Origin of the sequence: Pseudomonas sp. GV071 (assembly GCF_003050835.1) — a bacterium.
Lineage (GTDB): Bacteria > Pseudomonadota > Gammaproteobacteria > Pseudomonadales > Pseudomonadaceae > Aquipseudomonas.
Genome location: NZ_QAOJ01000012.1, coordinates 82,529 through 100,980 on the forward strand (window position 1 = coordinate 82,529; position 18,452 = coordinate 100,980).

An 18,452-nucleotide genomic window follows, 5' to 3' on the forward strand; every position below is an offset into this window, starting at 1 on the left:
ACTCACTATCACTCAACGCTTTTAACCACGAGGACGGTGGAAGCGCTGTTGCGTGAGATACACAGCATGACAATACGTAGTAATGATCACCTGGATCTCGGGGTCGAAAAACGTTTCCTCCGCCTTCCCGAGGTCGAATTTGTAGTTGGGAAAAAACGCTCCTCGATTTACCGAGCTATCTCCGAGGGTAAATTCCCCGCGCCCTACGAGCTGGGCAGCAGCAGGTCAGTCGGCTGGCTGAGCACCGATATATCTGCCTGGATCCTCAGCCGAACGCGTGTGCAGCTTCGTGGGTGCTACCACAATGACTGAGGCTCCAATATCAACCTGTGCCGAACTAAAAAACCTAAGTGCATCTACCCACCCGGTGCGCGGATGCCTCGCTAAAATCGAGGCGATGAAAGCAAAGGCACTGGCCATGCCTCGAGCCGCAGAACCGAGCGCCACGGTTGTGGGAGGTACATCGCGCTCACTCCCACTTTGGCCTAATACCGATCGGGGAGTACCTAACATCGCATTACGCTCGGCGTTGTTCGGGGCAATTGCAAAGGGGGCACGGAGCTGCTTCGAGCGGGAAAATATTCCCGCTCAGAAAAACATCACGATCAGTTACACCGGCGCACAACTTGATCAGGGCGACCTGGACGTATGGCTGACCGTACTGCATTTGGCGAAAAATCAGCCCATCGATCAGGAATGCACCATTACCGCTTCTGAGTTGTTGCAGCTGCTGCAATTAACGGACACCGGCGCAAATCGTAAAACACTCATCAGTCGCCTTAGCCGGCTGAGTGCCTGTGCGCTCGAGGTTCAGGCCGGACCATTGATTCATTTTGAGGGAAGTCTGATCAACAAATTTTCCCGTGATGAATACAGCCGCCAGCTCACAATTCGCCTTAACCCTGGTCTACACAAAATGTTCGCACACGACCAGTTCACCCAAATTCACTGGGGAGTTCGGCAAACACTAAATGGCCATTATTTAGCCCAATGGCTACACGCCTTCTACTCGAGCCATGCAGCCCCGTTTCCACGGAAGATTGAAACTCTCCATAGGTTGTCCGGCAGCAAAACCACCGATCAATCGAAATTTCGCCAGCTACTGCACAAAGCATTGGACGCCTTGGGCCGGTCGAGCACCGATCATGGGCAACCGTTCAGTTATTGCATGGAAGGCAATCTGGTAAAGATCGAAAAAACTCCGAGTAAAGCGCAACGCCGCCACCTGAATAAGCGCCAGGATGAGAAAAAAATACCGTTATTGCAGGCGGGAGATACCGTCGCAGCAGGTATGGGGTACCGTCATAGTAGGTAGCCCTTACCGTTGTAGCGAGCCACCTACCCTCTGACTATGTGACTCGAAACCCAGCAATGCCCTAGGTCCGAGGAGTTAGTCACCAGCTGCTAATCTTCCCTAATCTAAATCTAATCCGTCTGGAGGAAAGTGAACCGGATATATGATCGCGTCAGCTTGCGGCCGATTTTGTTGAAAAACTAGGTGTCCGGCAGAGTCGCTTGTTAATTAGCGGCCCAATATATCGTCGTGATCTTAACGATTGTTTATCGCCCAGCTTGCTTGCAAAATCGGCGGCTGAAGCGGTTGAGTCTTATAGATAGGGATTTCAGATGGAAAATTTCGAATTGGATGACTTGACCCATGAGCAGATCAAGGCGTTTTGCCAATTGGGTGATGAACACCTGGAAGGCGGTGATTTCAAGGCTGCCATCCGTCAGTACAACTTAGCGTGGGAGTTGATCCCAGAACCAAAAAATAATTGGGAAGCGGCGATATGGGTGCTTGCCGCTATAGGCGATGCATGCTTCCAGGGCGGATTTTTTACCTCCGCGAAAGAGGCCCTTGAGTATGCGATGACATGTCCCGATGCAGTCGGCAATCCATTTTTGCATTTGCGTTTGGGCCAAGCACTGTACGAGAAAGAGGAAACTGATCGAGCTGCCGACGAACTTATGCGAGCTTACATGGGGGCTGGAGACGAAATCTTTGCCAACGACGACCCCAAGTATTTCGCATTCTTAAAAACGCGGGCCACGATTTAAAACGGAATAACCGATAACAAGAGTTCGACGGCGGCAGCAATTGGCCGGTTGAAGCCACTCACGATAGGCTGCTAGCCCCATCCTAACTAGGTACCAGGAATGCCCCGAATTCGGACTGAAAGCGCCAAGGCCGCCGGCAAGCTGATCAAAGAGATTCAACGCGTCTGGAACTACAACATTGAGTACGGGCAGCCAAATGCGATTCTTAGCGAAGACATCCTGGATCTTGCGCATGATCTGCTTCAAGCCCGGGACGCTCCAGGCATCAAACGACTGATTGGGCCAAGAACTGTAAAACAGTATCTCGGCAGTCTCTGGGTTGAATCCCATCCAGCGGTAAAAGCGCGGGTAGAGCAGCTTGAGCAGGCAATCGCCAGTGAGAGCGCGTGATATGTGGGCGCGCCTGAAGTAAACAGTAACGCCCGTTACGGTTCAGCGAAGAGAGGACAGATTTATTCGTTGAATCACTGTCCGCTTCCGGCCGATAGCAGCCGGTCACGACAGGCCGGAATCGGCCAATTGCTGCCGTTCGTGATCTGGAAGCTATCGGACATTCTCGGAAAAGATCTGACGTTCAGCTCTCTCGTGCTTCACGCATGAAAGTGTTTACTGAGTGTCCAGTCCAGCGTCGAAACGCGTGTTGGCAGCTGTGATGATCCAGGAGCGGGAATTGCTCCTACCCAAGCATCCGATGCGCGCCCGTATCGACCGCATGCTCGGGCGGTTAGTCAGCGTTGGTGTTGCGGAGGCACATGAACTCGAATTGAAGGTCGAAATGGCAGCCAATGGCCTCTACTGACCGGAAGCGATGAAGATTCATGAAAATACGTAGGAATGAGCATTCTAGCGTAGCTTATTCCCAGCGATTTCCTTTTTCCCACACGCGCAAACTAAAAGTGTATTGCGCACGCGTGCTCTGGGAGTCCAAGGTCACCTCCGTTACCGCCGACCAAGGACTTCATATATAAATAGGTGTACTTATGTTCACCTTTTTTGCCTGATAGCTGACCAGTGAGTGCCCGCAGCCCCACAAAAGTGCACATATGTTCACCTTTTGTAGAGCACTGCTGGCTACTGATGACAGAAAATGTCAAAAAGGTGCACTTAAGTTCACCTTTTCGCACTTTCTAAGAGTTCAGATACACATGCCCGCCGTACTAGAAATCGCTTGCAGGTAATTAATTTTCTATGAAATGATTCGGTTGCTAAAAAAATCAGCACATGGTGGCTGACTAAGTGAGCTGCCCTTAAGCAGCATATTTTTCTAGCCTCTTCTAAACAGAGACGGCTTTTCTGGTTGGTGCTCTATGCCACGCCAGCTCTAGCATTCACCCTTCTAGCTCTATGACACTACCGCTGACACTGCTCAGTCGGTACGTAGCAGCAGCTCAACGCCCACCATCGATGCGGTCCATTTAGGACATCAGCCTGACAGGCCGAAATGCATTCACGGTAAGCAGCGAGTTTCCCCTTCCCGCACTACGGCGTACCTCGTCAGTCCGCCAGCCTTTTCCGCCGTCCGTATCGGACCTCTAGGGCCATGTAGTGCGCTTGCGTCAGCCAAAGGGTGCGTTCTTGCATTCCTACCGCAGCGCTTAGCCTCCTTTTCAGCCAGTTGCGGGCTTATGTCCCGTTAACACTAACCAACTCTTGGCGGAGCCTGGCTGCCCAACTTTCCCTATTCGTAGAAATCTCCTCGTTAACGAGGAGATTTCCCGTGGAGATCACAATGGCTAGGCGTCGCAACTCAAGCTCGAAAAACTTTGGAAAAGGGAACAAACCTGAGTACGCAACTAAGGTCGCGCTGAATGAGCACTTTGTAAACGGACACAAAAGCACGGTAAAAACGCACACCGAAAGGAGCAAACTATTTTACGACTGGCTAGATGAAGAGTACGACATTCGAGACATTCGACTTATAACAAAAGATATATTTTCTGAATACGTACTTTATTTAAAGCTTCTGATGAACGAGGAGGAAATCGCAGTTTCGACGGCAACCAACCGTATCTCAACTGTGAATATGGTCTTGGAGATCATCAGAGGAGACTGCAAAGTTCGAATCGACGAGATTTCAAAAGCGCTCGATAAAAAACGCTGCTACATCCGCAGGTCAATTCCCGACGGAATGGATATTTCTCAAGTCCATAATCTGCACAAAGAACTTATAGCAAACGGGCACCCCCGTTCCGCGGCAATAGTGTTGCTAGCCCGCGCAACTGGAATGCGTCTTAGAGAATGTATTCTGGCTGACCTACCTCGGCTTACTCGAGAGGCGGAAAATAATCGCATCAATATTCAGAATGGCTGCAAGGGCGGCCGCTCCGGTGCATTCGCTCCGAGATGGATATCCGTTACGGACGAAATCCTTTATGCGCTGAACTATGCGAGACAGGTGTCCCCCGCCGGCAGCCGAAATCTATTGGCTCCGGATGAAACCTATATCAGGTTTATTCGTCGAGAGGTAAATCCTAGCCGTCCGCTAATGAAGCTTCATGGAATCAAAGGTCCTCACGAACTTCGCGCTGCCTTTGCATGTGAACGTTACAAGCATCTGGTTGGAACTGCTGCGCCAGTATTCCCCTACCCAGAAAGAGCGGGTATCCAAGACCGCGATTCCGTACATACAGCGCGACAGATCATTAGTCGTGAGTTAGGGCATGAGCGTTTGGAGGTCACCAACTCATACGTAGGGAGTGAGACCAGGTGAGCATCAACATGCGGATATTCCTGGGTGGGGTTCTGACCGGCTCTCCTCACTCCAGAAAGCGCCACCTCATGCAGGCAGATGTAATCCAGGACGCTATTGAGCAGCGCTGGAAAAAAGATCGCCCCCAGTGCTGGCAGACCAAACACCTCCGATGGTTCCTCCAGGAACAAGCAAAGACCGCTGCTCCAGAGACTACCTATCGATATTGGCTGACCGCTCGACTCTTAGTCGAGCGGCTGGGTAAAACCAACGACTGGCTTCCTCACCTCAACGGCCCGTGGACTCAGAAGCCTAAGCCGAAGCGGTCCACGGACTGAGCTCGCAGCGGTTGCATTTTCCAAACCGATGTCAGGCTGTGATTTCACACATCGCAAATCACACTTCATAGAGGACGCGACATGATCCTTGTCGTTGGTAGTAATAAGGGCGGCTCCGGGAAAACCACACTGGCAACAAATTTGGCCGTTGCCCTCTCACAGCGGAACCTTAAGGTCTGTTTGGTGGACGCCGACCCTCAGGGGTCTGCCATGTACTGGAGCGGTGTACGTGATAGCACTCCTGCATCCTCAATTGGCACGATGATGCGCCGCGGAAATCTGGTCGATCCCCTCCGGGTTCTCGATCAGCAACATCAGATTGTGATCGTAGATGTCCCGGGTAGAAACAGTCAGGAATTGCTGAGCGCAGCGATCGTTGCGGACGTCCTCATTGCACCTCACGCCTGCAGCCAGCTGGATCTGGAGACCCTTCAGGAGCTTGAGGAGCAAGTCCGACACGTACGCCAGATGAATCCTCGGTTACGAGTACTGATCTACCAGGCCTTGGCAACGACTAACCCTGCTCTTCGTAATCGAGAGCGGGGTGATTTCCGGGATTACGTAAGTACGTTCGAGAGCTTCGAACTAGCCAAATCGATCGGCTATCAACGGTTGGTGTATCGCGAGTGCATTTCGGCAGGGACTGGCGTCGTGGAAACGGCCAACTCGCATGCAGCTAACGAGATTTCTAACTTGCTGGACGAGGTGCTGCATGGTTAACCCTCCCCGCAAATCTTCGTACGCCGCACTCGAGGTAGGCCCGACTACCCGCCTGCTTGTTGACAGAACTTATCGAGGGACTGAAGGGCCAGCTGAGTCAGCTATGCGCCCAATCACAATCAACTTGCCTACGTGGATGGTTCATCAGTTGGAGGAGACGGCTCTGCAGAACAAACGTAGCAACAACCCCAACAGATCAGTCAGCGCGCTGATTCGCCTAGCTCTTATCGAGTCAGGCGTGCTGGCAGGAAACGAAAAACCGGAGATGTGACTTCCCAGATCACAGATCACAGATCACAGATCACAGATCACAGATCACAGATCACAGATCACAGATCACAGATCACAGATCACAGATCACAGATCACAGATCACAGATCACAGATCACAGATCACAGATCACATTTTCGAGGCAATTTTGTGGAGGTCAACATGCGCAAACGACCGCGCTCACGAACAATCGAAGCTGTTGCCTATCTCACCGGATTCGCTGCCATTGCAGTACCTGGAACCATGTATTTACTCAGCTCAGATGCGCAGGTTGCTGGCTGGAAGATAGCGGCCGTGATCATCGCTGAGTTTGCCTCTGGCGAGGCTGCGCGATCCGGCTTTCTCTATTTATATGCGAGAGGTAGATCAGTTGAATACCGCTGAGGGTATGAGTGACGAAGAGCTTGATGTCTGGGCCGATATCTTCCACCAAGCAAAGGTTGGCGGGGTAACAAAAGTTACTTTCAGCCAATTCATCCGAAACCCCTTCGCACACTTGAGCCCAGCGTTGGACGAACCTTCTTACGGTGATCCAAACAGGAACGCGAGACCAACGCTTTACCTAGCGCACTCAGTGTCCTCGTCGATCTCATACCCCAAAATGGTACCGAATAGGCGACCCAAGCGGCCGTTTTCTCGAAATGATGAAGAGGCTACTTAGCAGCTTCACTCAAACGAGGAACCACCATGAAACAAGATAACTCGCCATGCCCATTTCCCCAGCCCCTCATCGATGAGATCCAATTTCCTTTTCTTGTGTCGCTTCAGCGTCTGCCCCCAAAAATGAAGGCGACGGTTAGCCGCGTTAACAAAAAGAACAAAAAGAACAAAAAGAGCCAGCCCCTTGTTCATGCCGAGCTTGTCCACGAGGCGTCCGAGGTTAAAGCTCCAGCAATCAAACTGCTCGCGATGACCAATAAACCGGGGCGTAAAGGGGCTCAATCCCTGCGCGTTTTCGAAACTGTTGAGGACCTGCTCAAACCAGAAAATCTTTTCTGTTCTCCTGAGCAAGTCATCAAGCTCGTCGAGAAAGACTTGCCGTTGATCAAGCTGCTAAACGAGACGTCAAAAGTGATTGAGGTTGCTCAGCGCAAACTGCGCAAAGCCTTCATGGCGTCGTAAGAGCGTGAAGAAAGGCGGCCATAGGGCCGCCTTTTTTATTTCGCTAATTTTCAGTTCTCGCACTCGCCAGATGCTGACCAACTCGCCGTATCACTCCGTCCATGAAAGTGGGCCTCCTCCGCACACCGCCCATCTCTTGCATTTTCCAGAACGCCTGTAGCTTAAGCCATGACGGTTACTGCATCCGCCTTGGAACGGGCTTTACGCCCGACCGTTCGGCAAAAACTCTTGATAAAGCACGTTATCAAGACTTGGATCCCCTCCCCGTCCAGCAAGCGACGAAGGAGCTTTTCGGAGACGGAAAATGGATATGGGTGTACCTCAGAAGAACCTCCGTCGAGCGGCAGTGGTCGACCTGCTTCCTTCCAAGCAGGCAGGTTCGTTTTGCCTAGTTTCCGAATGGCTGGCGAATATCGACAATCATCAAACACGGCGCGCCTACCGATCGGATGTTCGAGACTTCTTTGATCTGGGCGACATACGTAACAGCGATGACCTTCTCGACCTATCGCGGGGTCATGTTCTTGTCTGGCGCGCGCGACTCGAAAAGCTCGCTTTATCACCAGCAACACGCCGGCGAAAATTGGCAGCTCTCGCCAGTCTGTTTGATTATCTGATTGAGCGTGACCCTCGACACACACGCAACCCCGTACGAGGGATTAGACGCCCTCGCACAGATAGCTATGAGGGAAAAACACCAGCGTTGAATAGCTCGCAGGCAAAGCAACTTTTGGATGCGCCGGACGATAGCTCACCGAAAGGACTTCGAGACCGCGCACTACTCGCAGTTTTGCTCTATCACGGACTCAGAAGGCAAGAGGTAGCCGACCTTCGAGTATCGGACCTACGAGTAAGGGACGGCCTGCCGCATCTTCGCGTACGGGGGAAAGGTGGAAAACTACGTTTCATCCCACTTCAGGACGAAGCGTCGCAGCGGCTCACTCGCTACCTAGCGTCTGCGCGGGAGCAGTCGGACAAAAACGGGTTTCTGTTTGTCGGCTTACGAGGCAGCAAGGCTGGAGCGTGCCTTAGTGCTGATGGGATTTATAAGATCGTTTGCAGCTACGCACGCTCGACGGGGATCTTCGTGGATGGGTTAGGCGTCCACGGCCTAAGGGTGACAGCAGCCACCAACGCACTCGAGCATCAGGCCGATATCGCTCAAGTCCAGCATTGGCTAGGGCACTCAAGCATCACTACTACCCGCCTCTACGATCGAAGGTTAAACCGCCCAAGCGACTCTCCCTCATTCAAGATTCACTACGAGTCCTGAGGGAACGAAGGTGATCAGTCGCAGCCACCAGTTCGCCCTACCCACAACTCATTAGCAGGAGCAGCTTATGGCCGACCAAAACTTGCTTTGTTTATCCACATATCAAGACGAATATCTTGATGCTTGGTCAACCGTTTACATCGAAGCCGGGATCCAACTGACGCTCGGTATTTCCCTTTCTCTATTTCTTAGTGCTCCAGGCCGATACCTGTTTTTCGCCTGGCTTTTGTCCCCATCCAACAGCGCCCCCCATGACTGGCTTTCCCCTCCCGGCCCTATGGACAAAAAACATCTACATTGACGGCCGGTCGGCCATGCATGGCTCTGGCGTCTCAAGGATTTGCAGTTTCCAAAATCAATGGAGACTAAAAGTGCTAGGACCTTCTAGTTAAACATTGAGGCGCTACCCATGCTGAAATCACTAATCGCTAAGCTTGCCAGACGCCTGTTTGCATTCGAACGGGAGCGTGACTATCACATCAGAATCACACCGATCATTGGAGAGCCCTTAGAGTCTTACAACATGATGGGCTTCGGCCCTGCCTTAACCTCTGCGGACATAGAAGAAAACCTCGGACTACGGAGATACGACGCCCCCTCGCACGTCAGCACAAACCAACGTTGGCAGTGTGATCAATCTTCCTTCTGCGACTTTAACCCAGCGAGCGGGCTACCGATGGTCTGCGATGCTTTCGATGCTGGGGGAAACGTATTTGGTACGAGTGAAAGCTAGGGCTTCTCCGGATCACTGGGCTCACATTCACAGATGAAGCTGAGCAAGCACGACCGGCAGCTATCGGCGCGTTGACGCCACTGGAGCAGGGCCAACGGGTGACCGATGTGGCCCTGGGCTGCGGCTACGACTCGACTTCGGCCTTCATCGCCGCCTTTCGCGAGCAGTTCGGCTGTACCCCGGGTGAGTTTTTCCGCGGCGGCTGAACTACAGGACTGGCATCAGCTACAGCCCACTTTTGAGCACCATCCCAGGCCAGCAGGTTGCATCCCAGTCTTGCCTTGCTGCCTGGAGCAATGTCCGCTTCTGGCCGCTTGCGGGAGAGGGACTGGGGGTGAGGGTTACCGCGTTAAAACCCCGCCTCCCGCCAAACCACCGATGCCGCCGTGCGCAAAAAGTGCAGCGCCGGCACCTGCCATTGGCCGGCGATGGTGACGTGGCCGCGCCATTCTGGGTGGTTGGCGGCGATGGGTTCGGCCACGGCCAGCACCACGCGAAATACGGCGTGCTCGGGATAGAGCACGCCGTTTTTTTCCCGGGTCAGTACGTCGCCGCCCACCAGATTGGCCAACGCCGGCTCGCCCAGGGTGCGGCTGGCATCGCGGTCGATGCTGCTGACGGTCAGGTGCAGCGCCGGGCTGCCCAGGCCTTCGGCGAAAAACAGCGCACGGTCGCCAGGGGCGATGCGGTGCACGGCACTTTCGTCGACGTAGGTCACAACTTGCCAGGTGCCTGCTGCCACCAGCGAGCCCAGGTATTCGCGGTTGCTTAGCCATTGGCCGGGACGCAGATCCGGGTCGATATCCACCAGTACCCCGGCATAGGGTGCCAACGGCTGGTATTGCTGCAGGTCGGCGTTGACCGCTGCTTGCTCGGCGTTGGAGTAGGCCAATTGGTCGTTAAGCACCTGCCAGTTTTGCCGGGTGCTGGCGTCCATACCCGCTGCCGCCGATTGCCAGGCCAGCGCGGCATGCCGTGCTTGGGCTTCGCCGGTGCGCATGGCCAGCTCGGCGGAGCTCAGGCTAAGCAGTGGCTGGCCAGTTTGTACGCTGGCACCGTTGGCAATCGGCAGCGCGTCCAGGCGTGATTGTGCCGGGGCATAGAGGGCCATGCGTTGTTGTGGCTGGAGCATTCCGGCGGTGCGAATACGGTCGGGCCACGGCACGAAAAACAGCGCGCACAACAGCAGCGCCAGCAGCATGCTGCGCCGCGCCCTGCCCTGTTGCCGCGCCGGCCAGCGCTCGCGCCACACCTTGACCTCACGCCATACGGGCAACGCCAAAAAAAAGCCCATTTCCACCACAAACATAAGAATGCCTAGCGCCTTGATAAAGAAGTGGTACACCAGCGCGGCGATACCAAGAAACAGCAATAGCCGGTAAATCCACACCACCCAGGCAAACACGATCAAGCCGATATGCCGGTGACGGGGAAAGGCTTCGGGCGGCGGTTCGCCCAGGGCGAACAGGCGCTCGCGCAAGTCCCAGCGGGCCAGGGCGAAGCTGCGCTGGTGCAGATTGGGCAGGCCCAGGTAGTCGGACAGGATGTAGTAGCCGTCAAAGCGCATAAACGGGCTGGCGTTGATCACCAGCGTGGAAATCCAGGTGGTGGTCGACAGCAGAAACGCCGCCTGCTTGAGCCCGCCTTCGGGCAGCAGCGCCCAGGCCAGGGTGGCCCAGGCGGCAATGCCCAGCTCGGTCACGATACCGGCGCTGGCCACCGCCAGGCGTTGGCCACGGCGCGGCAGCTTCCACACCTCATTAGTATCGGTATAGGCCACCGGCCACATCACCAGCAGCGCCACGCCCATGGTCGGCACGCGGCAACCAAAGCGCTTGGCGGTCAGGGCATGGCCGAGTTCATGGCAGGTTTTGGCGAACACCACGGCCACGCCATACATCAGCGCGCCTTGCCAGCTGAGGGTGTCCAGCAGCGTGGCGGTGAAGCGGTCCCACTCGCGGTAGGAGCCCACCAGGCCGACGACGCCAGCGCCAATCGTGAGCTGGCGAAACAGCGGGCTGAACAGAAAGGCCAAGTGTGGTTGCAGCCAGCTTAGCCAACGGTCCGGTCGCACCAACGGGATGCGGATAAACAGGTAGTTGTGCAGTAACCATTGCCACAGGGTACCGCGTTGCTTGGCCCGCGAGGCGGCGAATTCGGCGGCCTTGCCGGGGCGTGGCTGCAGCAGGTGCTGCTCATGCAAAAACGCCAGGAAGCTGGCAAAGCTGTCGTCATACAGCTGCAAGGCCGTGTCGCGGTTTATCGCTTCGACAATCGCGGCGCCATCGCCCAGGTACCAGCGCTCGAGCATGGCAAAGCTCGGCCAGTCGAGTTGGAAAAACTGATTGCGCACCGGGTCGTGCAGCGTCCAGCTCGGCTGGCCATCCACCAGCCGTGGCCCCGGCGTAATCGACAGTTCTTCACGCAGGCTGGGCAATGACGCGGCCACGCCATTCACCAGGCGATAAATTCGCGGATGCTGGCCATAGGCCGGCGCATCACCCAGTAAATCAACGGCACCCGCTCACCCACCAGTTTCACCGTGCCCTTGAGGCCGATACGCTGCCCGCTGGCCGAGGTGATGGTGGCGCGCACGCGATAAGCGAAGGTGCCATCCGGGCGCGCAGTGGCGCGTGGGCTTATATAGCGCAGGGTACCGGTCAGCGGCGTCATCGGCGAAGCCGACAGGTACAAATGCACCGTCGCCTGTTCGGCCAAGGGAATGGCATCGCCAATAGGCACCCAGGCTTCGATTTCAACGTCATCGGGTGCGGCGATCTGCAAAATGCGCTCACCGGTTTGCGCCGGCTTGCCGATCCATTCCGCCGGGTCGTCGAACAGCACGATACCGGCCTGAGGCGCCACCACACGGGAACGTTGCGCCACACCTTCAAGAAAAGTGGCCTGGGCCTGCTTCTCGGCGATCTTGCCCAGCAGGGGTGCCAGCTGCGCTTTGGCGCGCGGGTCGTTCAGCACCAGTTGAGCGGTTTGCCGGTACTCGGCTTGGGCAGTGGACAACGCTTCGCGAGCGACCTCCAACTTGCTGGCAATCGGCGCCTGGTCGAAGGAAAACAATGGCTGCCCCGCCGTGACCGCCTGGTTCGGTACCACGGCGAACTCGGCGATTACCCCGTCCAGCGGTGCGCGAAGGGTGGCGGGGTTGGCCGGCACCAATTCGCCGGGCGCCAGCACCGTGAGGTGCACCGGAATAAACAGCGCTGCAATCGCCAGCACGGCCACGGCAGTACGCCGCCGCCAGCGACTGCCCCTTGCCGGGGCGCGCCACCAGCGGCGCAGACGAGCCGGCACAGTAGCGGCCGACCACCGCACACTGCCCTGGGTGCCGCGCCAGGCGTGCTGCCAGGTATCCATCCATTCAGCCAACAAGGCCAATTGCTCGGGAACCCAGGAATTGTCGCCCGCCAGTAGCAAACCGCCCCGGGTCAGGCTGCCGTCGTTGCCATTGCCCAGGTGCTGCAAAGGCAACCACACGGCGTGGCGCGGCAGCCATTCATCCCAGGCGTCGGTGACCTTGGCCGGCAATTGAGTGGGGTCAACCAGCAGCGGTGTATCGGCCGTGTACTGGCTGGCCAGGGTCCGGCATAGCGCGTCCAGCCATTGCGCATAGGGCGCATTGCCTTCGACGGCGACGACGCCGGACAGCGTGTGCACGCCACCGGCATCGAACCACAAGGCCGCCTGCCGATACGGCGCCAGCGCGCGGCTGTCGTTGACGGAGAGAAAGGCCAGCTCGTTGGCACTCTCGGCGTGGCGGGCGCGTTGCCCCAGTTCCAACAACGACAGCAGTGGATTGAAAGCCGGCCCTGCACTCATCCAGAAACGCCCGTGGCTACCGCATGTTTGGCCAGCAAGGCCAGCCGATCGGCGCCGGCACTACGGGCACCACGCAACTGCTCAGTCAAACTGGCACGGCCGGTTGGCTCCGTCGGCTCGGCCTGAACGCGTTTATCGCCCTGCCCCTCTTTGCTGACCACCACCTTGAACACTTGGGCAGCAACGTTGCCTTTGCTGTCGCGCGCGGTCACGGTAAAGCTCAAAGTGCCCTCAAAGCCCATGGGCGGCGTGCCTTCAAAGCGCAGTTTCTTGCCGTCAAATTTAAGCCAGCCAGGCAGCGGGCGGCCGTCGGACTGAGTAGCGCTGAACACCACGCCACCCGAACCATCAGCGGAGACAAAACTGTCGGCCGGCAATTGGAAAGAGATCCGCTCGCCAGAGCTCAGGCGTAAATCAGCAATCGGCGCGTAGACAATCAGGCCGCTGGTCAAGGCTGAGCCGTCAGCCACCGGGTACAGGGATTGCGCCAGCGAACCGGAGTCCAACACCAGCGGGTTAGGCGTCACCTGGCTCGGCCAGACGTTTGGTGTTGGCGGCACCATTACCGGCAGAGGTGCAGGCACGTCGGTTGGTGGCAGCGCGACTACCGGCGTGGCGGTGATAGGTAGCGGCACGAAAGCGCCGGGGTTTTGCGTTTGTACCGGCAACGGCGGCGGCAGGTCCGAGGATGGGGACGGCAGCGTGCCGACAATCAACTCGTTGTTGCTGGTGTCGCTGGCAGTGTTGCCCGCCAGGTCGGTGACCGTTGCCGTCACCGAGTACTGGTTATTGAGCACCAGCGTCAGCACGCCCGATGCGGGCACCGCCGTAGCCAGGTCTAGCGACCAGGCACCGGCAACCGGCGTGACATCATAGGTAGCGCCACCGACAGTCACGGTCAGCGTTTCCCCTGCTGCCAGGTTGGCGGTACCCGTGAGCACCGGCGTCAGGCTATCGGTGGTCAATGTGTCGACCGTTGCGACGCTGGCTGCGGTATCGAAAACATAGGCTTGCGAGTAAACCGCACCGTCGTTGCCCGCCCCATCCACCACCTTGACCAGCAGCGTATCGCTGGCGGTCAGTGTCTGCCCGGTCAGTGACCACGTGTTGGCGCCAACGGTGGCACTGGCAATGCTCCAGGTGGCGCCGTTGTCGAGCGACACATAGACCATTTCGCCCGCCGTCAGATTGGCTGACAGCGTGCCGCTGACAGTTTGCGAGGCCACATTGGTGATGAAGTCACTGCCTGAACTCCCGCTATCAGCGGAGAAACCTGCCGACGCAACGCCCGAAGTGGGCGCGGTGGTATCCAGCACATAGGCCGCGCTGGTGGCCACGCCGTTATTGCCAGCGGCATCGGTAACCCGCAGTTGCAGGGTGTCGCTGGCGGCCAGCGTCACGCCGTTCCAACTCAAGGTGGTGCCGCTGACCTTGCTGGTGATATCGGTCCAGGTGGCGCCGTTATCCAGCGAGCCGTATACGATATCCCCCGCTGCCGGGGCGGCGCTCAAGGTGGCGGTAATGGTTTGTGCCGCCACGTTGGTGATCAGGTCGGTGTTGCTGCTGCCGCTGTCATTGGAAAGCGCGATACCGCTGAAGGTGATGGTGGGCGCCGTGGTATCGAGCACATAGGCGGCCGATACGGCGGTGCCTATGTTGCCAGCATCATCAACTACTCGCACCTTCAGGGTGCCGCTGCCGCTCAATGTGGTACTCAGCGACCAGGCATTGCTGCCCACTGCACTGGCGGCCTGGGTCCAGGTGGCACCGTTGTCGAACGAGACATACACGTGCTCATCGCTGGCAAGGTTGGCCGCTAACGTACCGCTGACAGTCTGCGCGGCCGTCTTGGTAATCAGGTCGGTGCTGGACGTGCCTGTGTCCGCCGAAAACCCTATCGATGCCGCGCTGTTAGTCGGTGCTGCGGTATCGATCACGAGATCCTTGTTCGCCCCCAGCGAACCGGCGGAGCCAGGCGTAGCCAAGGCGATCGACGCATTCTGTTGCGAGCCACCCGCATCGCGAATAGACGCACCATTGAGCTGCAATGCGTTGGTGCTGCTGTAGTCGAGGTCCGCGCTGTTTTCGCCGACGCCTACGGTGTAACTGAAGCTCAACGTACTGCTACCAGAACCTCCCACGTACGTAGCCGTGCCACCACTTTCGAGCGTGAGAATGGGTGTACCACCGGTGGTATCAACGTTCACGGCGGTGCTGAAATCGACGGTGATGGTAATGGTCTGGCCTGCACCGTAGCTGCCCGACGCGGTAGTCGCGCTAACGCCGGTAATGCTCGGGCTGGAGCCATCGACATCGACCCCAGCGGTACTGCCCACGGAATTAAGTGTGGTCGTGGCAGCGTTGCCGGCGGTGTCGTTGAGGGTACCGCCATTGGTCGACAGCGCCCCGATGGTGATGCCGTTTGCATCAACGTCACCATTGACCACCGTGTAGCGGAACGTCAACGCGCTGGTGCCGGAGCCGGAGACGTACTGCGCATAACGCGTGGTGGCGCCCACTACCAAGGCAATACGGGGCGAGCCGCCGGAGGTGTCGACCGTTACCGCCTCGTCGAAATTGACGGTCAGGTCCAGGGAGTCGCCGCTGTAATAGGTGCCATTGGCCGGCACGGAAACAGACGCGACGCTGGGCGCCGTGGTATCGACGACGACGGTGAGCGCTGCCGAGGCCGCCGAGGCATTGCCGGCTGTATCGGTGGCGACGGCGGTAATGCTGTGGCTGGCATTGCTCAGTGCACCGGAGGTAAAACTCCAGACCCCACCGCTGGCCAGCGCAGTACCCAGCAGCGTGGCGCCATCGTAAATGCTCACCGTGCTGCCACTTTCGGCGGTGCCGCTAAAGGTGGGCGTGTTGTCGCTGGTGATACGGTCGGTGTTGGAGGCGCCGGTATCGCTGGCGCTGGCTAATACCGGGGCAGGCGGTGTGGCTGGGGCGGTGGTGTCCAGCGTGTAGGCGTGCGAGGCGGTCGCGCCGTTATTGCCGGCTGCATCCACGACTCTTAACTGCAGCGTACCGCTGCCAATGAGGGTAACGCCGTTCCAGTTCAGGCTGGTGCCTGACACTTTGCTGGTGATATCGGTCCAGGTGGCGCCGTTATCCAGCGAGCCGTACACCACGTCACCCGCAGCCAACACGCCGCTCAGGGTGGCGCTGATGGTTTGCGCAGCGGTCTTGGTAATAAAGTCGCCAGCGGTACCGGTGTCGGCGGAAAGCGCCAGGGCGCCGATAGTCGTGGTCGGTGCAGTGGTGTCATAGACATAGGCTTGCGATAGCACCGTACCTTTGTTGCCGGCCAGGTCATTGACCATGACCTTGAGCGTGCTGCTGCCAGCCAGCGTAACCCCGGCCAGCGACCAGGCGTTGCTGCCTACCGTAGCGGTGGCGGCGGTCCAGGTGCTGCCATTGTCCAGCGACACATACACGGTTTCGCCGCTGGCCAGGTTGGCTGACAAGGTGCCGCTGATAGTCTGCGCAGCGGTTTTGGTGATGAAATCGGTGTTGGATGAACCGGTATCTGCAGAAAAACTCGCCGTGCTTACGGTGGTGGTCGGCGCAGTGGTATCGAGCGTATAGCTTCGCACGCTGACGCTACTGTCGTTACCGGCGCGGTCGGTCACCATGAACAGCAACGACTGGTTGGTGGCGCTCAGGGTGGCGCCCGTCCAGGTCAGGGTGGTGCCGCTGACCTTGGCGGTGACGTCCGTCCAGGTGTTGCCGCTGTCGGTCGAGGCCCACACCACGTCGGTAGCGGCCGGCGCGCCGCTCAACGTAGCCGTGACGGTCTGGCTGGCGGTGTTGGTGACCAGGTCGCCGGGAGTACCGGTATCTGCCGAAAACGCAAACCCGCTGAAGCTGATGGTGGGTGGGGTCGTGTCAAGCTGGTAGGTGTGGGTGTACGCCACACTGGAGCCCGTCGCGTCGGTCACTCGAGCTTGAAAGGTGTTGCTGCCGGACAGCGTGGTCGTGGTACTCCAGGAACTGCTGCCAACCGCGAAGGTGGTCGCGTTGTTCCAGCTTGCACCGTTGTCGTAAGAAACCTCGACGCGCTGGCCCGACACTAGGTTGGCTGATAGCGTGCCGGAAATAGTTTGACTGGCGACGTTAGTAATAAAGTCGCCTGGCGTACCGGTGTCGGCACTGAGGCTGGCGGCGACCACGTTCGGGGTGTTGCGGATGTCACTGATGTCGAAAGACTGAAACAGACCGAAGTCTCCCGAGCTCAAGACCACCTGCTTAACATCGTTGAGCGGAACGCCGAACGACGAGGTGGACACCGTCTGCCAGCCATTGGCGAGCGAGTTGAGGACAAAAAAGCCTGTCGTATTGTCGGCATAGGTAAAGGAGACCGTCAGGCTCGAAGTCAGTACGCCAACCTGGAACGAGTTGAGGTCAAACGAGTAGCCTGGTGGCGCGGAGATCGTCAGTTTGATTTCGTTGGTCGGCCCCTCATAGGCATACAGCCCATCAGTACCATAACTACCATCGATGCCAAGACCACCGGCTGAGGCACCGCCCGAGAACGTGACGTTTTGGCCGTCGATGTTTTTTACCACTGTCGTAGACGTGTAATCAGCGTCAGACCCGGTAAAGGTGGCCAACCCAAGTACACCTTCGTAGCCGGCAATGGCCAGCGCATCGGCATCGATCTTGCCCGCGTGCGCCTCCAGCACCCAGTCACCGCCGGCTGCGGCGCCGCCGGTAAAGTTGGTCGAGGCTGCCACATCAGCGCCGGTGGCGCTGGCCAGGCCGTCCAAGAGCGCGCTGCCATTGCCCCCTGCCACATCACAGCCGTACAACAGCAAATCCCCATCCGCCGTCAGCGCCTGGCCCAACTGCGCCAGCTCAGCTTGCGTGGTGGCATCGCTTAGCGAGGCTTCGGTCAGATGGTTGGTACCCAGGTTTAGCGTGCCTTCGCTGCCGTGGGACAGAATATGAATCGCGTCATAGCCGGTCTGCGTTGCCGCCCACTGGGCGATCTGCGCCAGACCATCCTTGCTGCCGTCGAACTCGACAATACCCACGCCGTCGCGGATACCGGCTTCCAGGCTTTTGTAATTGGCCAGCGAGGTGTCCACCAGCACCACTTCTTTCTTGCCTTCATCTTTTAGCGGCTCGGCGGCGCGCACTACCACAGCAGGTGGCACCGGTGGCGTGGTGTCGTGGGCCGTGGCGGCGTGGGCGGCATCAACTGCCGCGCCGTCGAACATAAAGCGCTGCTCCAGCGGCAGCAGTTGCGAGGCATGGCGCAGGGGGCGGCGTTGGCTGGCGACTGGGGAGGAAAGAGGTTCACCAGCGGCACTACGCAGGGCAGAAATTAGTGAGTTCACGGCTAGCTCCAGAAAGTGGCGCGTTTAACACGTTTGAACAATCCAGCAGGTAACAGCATGGGCGACG

General features: G+C 57.7%; 15 protein-coding genes and 1 pseudogene. 13 read left to right on the forward strand and 3 right to left on the reverse strand.

Annotation, left to right across the window (positions count from 1 at the left end):
- The first annotated feature begins 66 nt into the window (after window positions 1-66).
- The 13 genes and pseudogenes from C8K61_RS27335 to C8K61_RS21180 form a co-directional block, all read left to right on the forward strand.
- Entirely contained in the window at window positions 67-312 is a 246-nt protein-coding gene (locus tag C8K61_RS27335) for an AlpA family phage regulatory protein (protein WP_108098383.1), read from the forward strand.
- Window positions 305-1,315 carry a plasmid replication initiator TrfA gene (gene trfA / locus C8K61_RS21135; RefSeq protein ID WP_256589508.1) on the forward strand — a complete coding sequence of 337 codons (1,011 nt, stop codon included), beginning with the start codon at window positions 305-307 and terminating at the stop codon, window positions 1,313-1,315. The genes C8K61_RS27335 and trfA overlap by 8 nt, the downstream gene beginning before the upstream one ends.
- 311 nt (window positions 1,316-1,626) lie before the next feature.
- Entirely contained in the window at window positions 1,627-2,058 is a 432-nt protein-coding gene (locus C8K61_RS21140; RefSeq protein WP_108098270.1) for a M48 family metallopeptidase, read from the forward strand.
- A 99-nt stretch (window positions 2,059-2,157) separates the two neighbouring features.
- Window positions 2,158-2,448: a hypothetical protein gene (locus C8K61_RS21145; protein WP_108098271.1), complete on the forward strand. Its 291-nt coding sequence runs from the start codon at window positions 2,158-2,160 to the stop codon at window positions 2,446-2,448.
- Between the two features lie 223 nt (window positions 2,449-2,671).
- A complete protein-coding gene (locus tag C8K61_RS26670) occupies window positions 2,672-2,857 on the forward strand; it encodes a hypothetical protein (RefSeq protein WP_146174320.1) in 186 nt (61 codons plus the stop codon).
- A 918-nt stretch (window positions 2,858-3,775) separates the two neighbouring features.
- Window positions 3,776-4,768, forward strand: coding sequence for an integrase domain-containing protein (locus tag C8K61_RS21150; protein WP_108098272.1), 993 nt, complete (start codon window positions 3,776-3,778; stop codon window positions 4,766-4,768).
- A complete protein-coding gene (locus C8K61_RS21155) occupies window positions 4,765-5,085 on the forward strand; it encodes a hypothetical protein (protein WP_371920015.1) in 321 nt (106 codons plus the stop codon). The genes C8K61_RS21150 and C8K61_RS21155 overlap by 4 nt, the downstream gene beginning before the upstream one ends.
- 81 nt (window positions 5,086-5,166) lie before the next feature.
- Complete coding sequence (locus C8K61_RS21160; protein WP_108098273.1) at window positions 5,167-5,805, forward strand: ParA family protein; 639 nt, start codon at window positions 5,167-5,169, stop codon at window positions 5,803-5,805.
- A gap of 432 nt (window positions 5,806-6,237) precedes the next feature.
- Entirely contained in the window at window positions 6,238-6,459 is a 222-nt protein-coding gene (locus C8K61_RS26675; RefSeq protein ID WP_146174321.1) for a hypothetical protein, read from the forward strand.
- Window positions 6,460-6,762: 303 nt separating this feature from the next.
- On the forward strand, window positions 6,763-7,197 hold the full coding sequence (locus C8K61_RS21165; protein WP_108098274.1) for a hypothetical protein: 435 nt from the start codon (window positions 6,763-6,765) through the stop codon (window positions 7,195-7,197).
- A gap of 310 nt (window positions 7,198-7,507) precedes the next feature.
- Window positions 7,508-8,470, forward strand: coding sequence for a tyrosine-type recombinase/integrase (locus C8K61_RS21170; RefSeq protein ID WP_108098385.1), 963 nt, complete (start codon window positions 7,508-7,510; stop codon window positions 8,468-8,470).
- Window positions 8,471-8,537: 67 nt separating this feature from the next.
- Window positions 8,538-8,771 (forward strand): hypothetical protein, encoded by a 234-nt coding sequence (locus tag C8K61_RS26680; RefSeq protein ID WP_146174322.1) that lies wholly within the window; start codon window positions 8,538-8,540, stop codon window positions 8,769-8,771.
- Window positions 8,772-9,208: 437 nt separating this feature from the next.
- Window positions 9,209-9,409, forward strand: a pseudogene (locus C8K61_RS21180) (helix-turn-helix domain-containing protein); the annotation flags it as partial.
- A gap of 143 nt (window positions 9,410-9,552) precedes the next feature.
- Here the strand turns inward: C8K61_RS21180 and C8K61_RS21185 are convergent.
- Genes C8K61_RS21185 through C8K61_RS21195 form a run of 3 tightly spaced genes read right to left on the reverse strand, consistent with a single transcriptional unit; the run spans window position 9,553 to window position 18,385 of the window.
- On the reverse strand, window positions 9,553-11,652 hold the full coding sequence (locus C8K61_RS21185) for an HlyD family efflux transporter periplasmic adaptor subunit (protein ID WP_256589509.1): 2,100 nt from the start codon (window positions 11,650-11,652) through the stop codon (window positions 9,553-9,555).
- A 5-nt stretch (window positions 11,653-11,657) separates the two neighbouring features.
- Window positions 11,658-13,037, reverse strand: coding sequence for an efflux RND transporter periplasmic adaptor subunit (locus tag C8K61_RS21190; protein WP_108098276.1), 1,380 nt, complete (start codon window positions 13,035-13,037; stop codon window positions 11,658-11,660).
- Entirely contained in the window at window positions 13,034-18,385 is a 5,352-nt protein-coding gene (locus C8K61_RS21195) for an Ig-like domain-containing protein (protein ID WP_108098277.1), read from the reverse strand. Before C8K61_RS21195 ends, C8K61_RS21190 begins: the two co-directional genes overlap by 4 nt.
- Window positions 18,386-18,452: the final 67 nt, after the last annotated feature.

Bases quoted from the DNA above. Each gene is read 5' to 3' on its own strand.
- C8K61_RS27335 (WP_108098383.1), top strand. From the start codon at position 67: ATGACAATACGTAGTAATGATCACCTGGATCTCGGGGTCGAAAAACGT.
- trfA (WP_256589508.1), top strand. From the start codon at position 305: ATGACTGAGGCTCCAATATCAACCTGTGCCGAACTAAAAAACCTAAGT.
- C8K61_RS21140 (WP_108098270.1), top strand. From the start codon at position 1,627: ATGGAAAATTTCGAATTGGATGACTTGACCCATGAGCAGATCAAGGCG.
- C8K61_RS21145 (WP_108098271.1), top strand. From the start codon at position 2,158: ATGCCCCGAATTCGGACTGAAAGCGCCAAGGCCGCCGGCAAGCTGATC.
- C8K61_RS21160 (WP_108098273.1), top strand. From the start codon at position 5,167: ATGATCCTTGTCGTTGGTAGTAATAAGGGCGGCTCCGGGAAAACCACA.
- C8K61_RS26675 (WP_146174321.1), top strand. From the start codon at position 6,238: ATGCGCAAACGACCGCGCTCACGAACAATCGAAGCTGTTGCCTATCTC.
- C8K61_RS21165 (WP_108098274.1), top strand. From the start codon at position 6,763: ATGAAACAAGATAACTCGCCATGCCCATTTCCCCAGCCCCTCATCGAT.
- C8K61_RS21170 (WP_108098385.1), top strand. From the start codon at position 7,508: ATGGGTGTACCTCAGAAGAACCTCCGTCGAGCGGCAGTGGTCGACCTG.
- C8K61_RS26680 (WP_146174322.1), top strand. From the start codon at position 8,538: ATGGCCGACCAAAACTTGCTTTGTTTATCCACATATCAAGACGAATAT.
- C8K61_RS21190 (WP_108098276.1), bottom strand. From the start codon at position 13,037: ATGAGTGCAGGGCCGGCTTTCAATCCACTGCTGTCGTTGTTGGAACTG.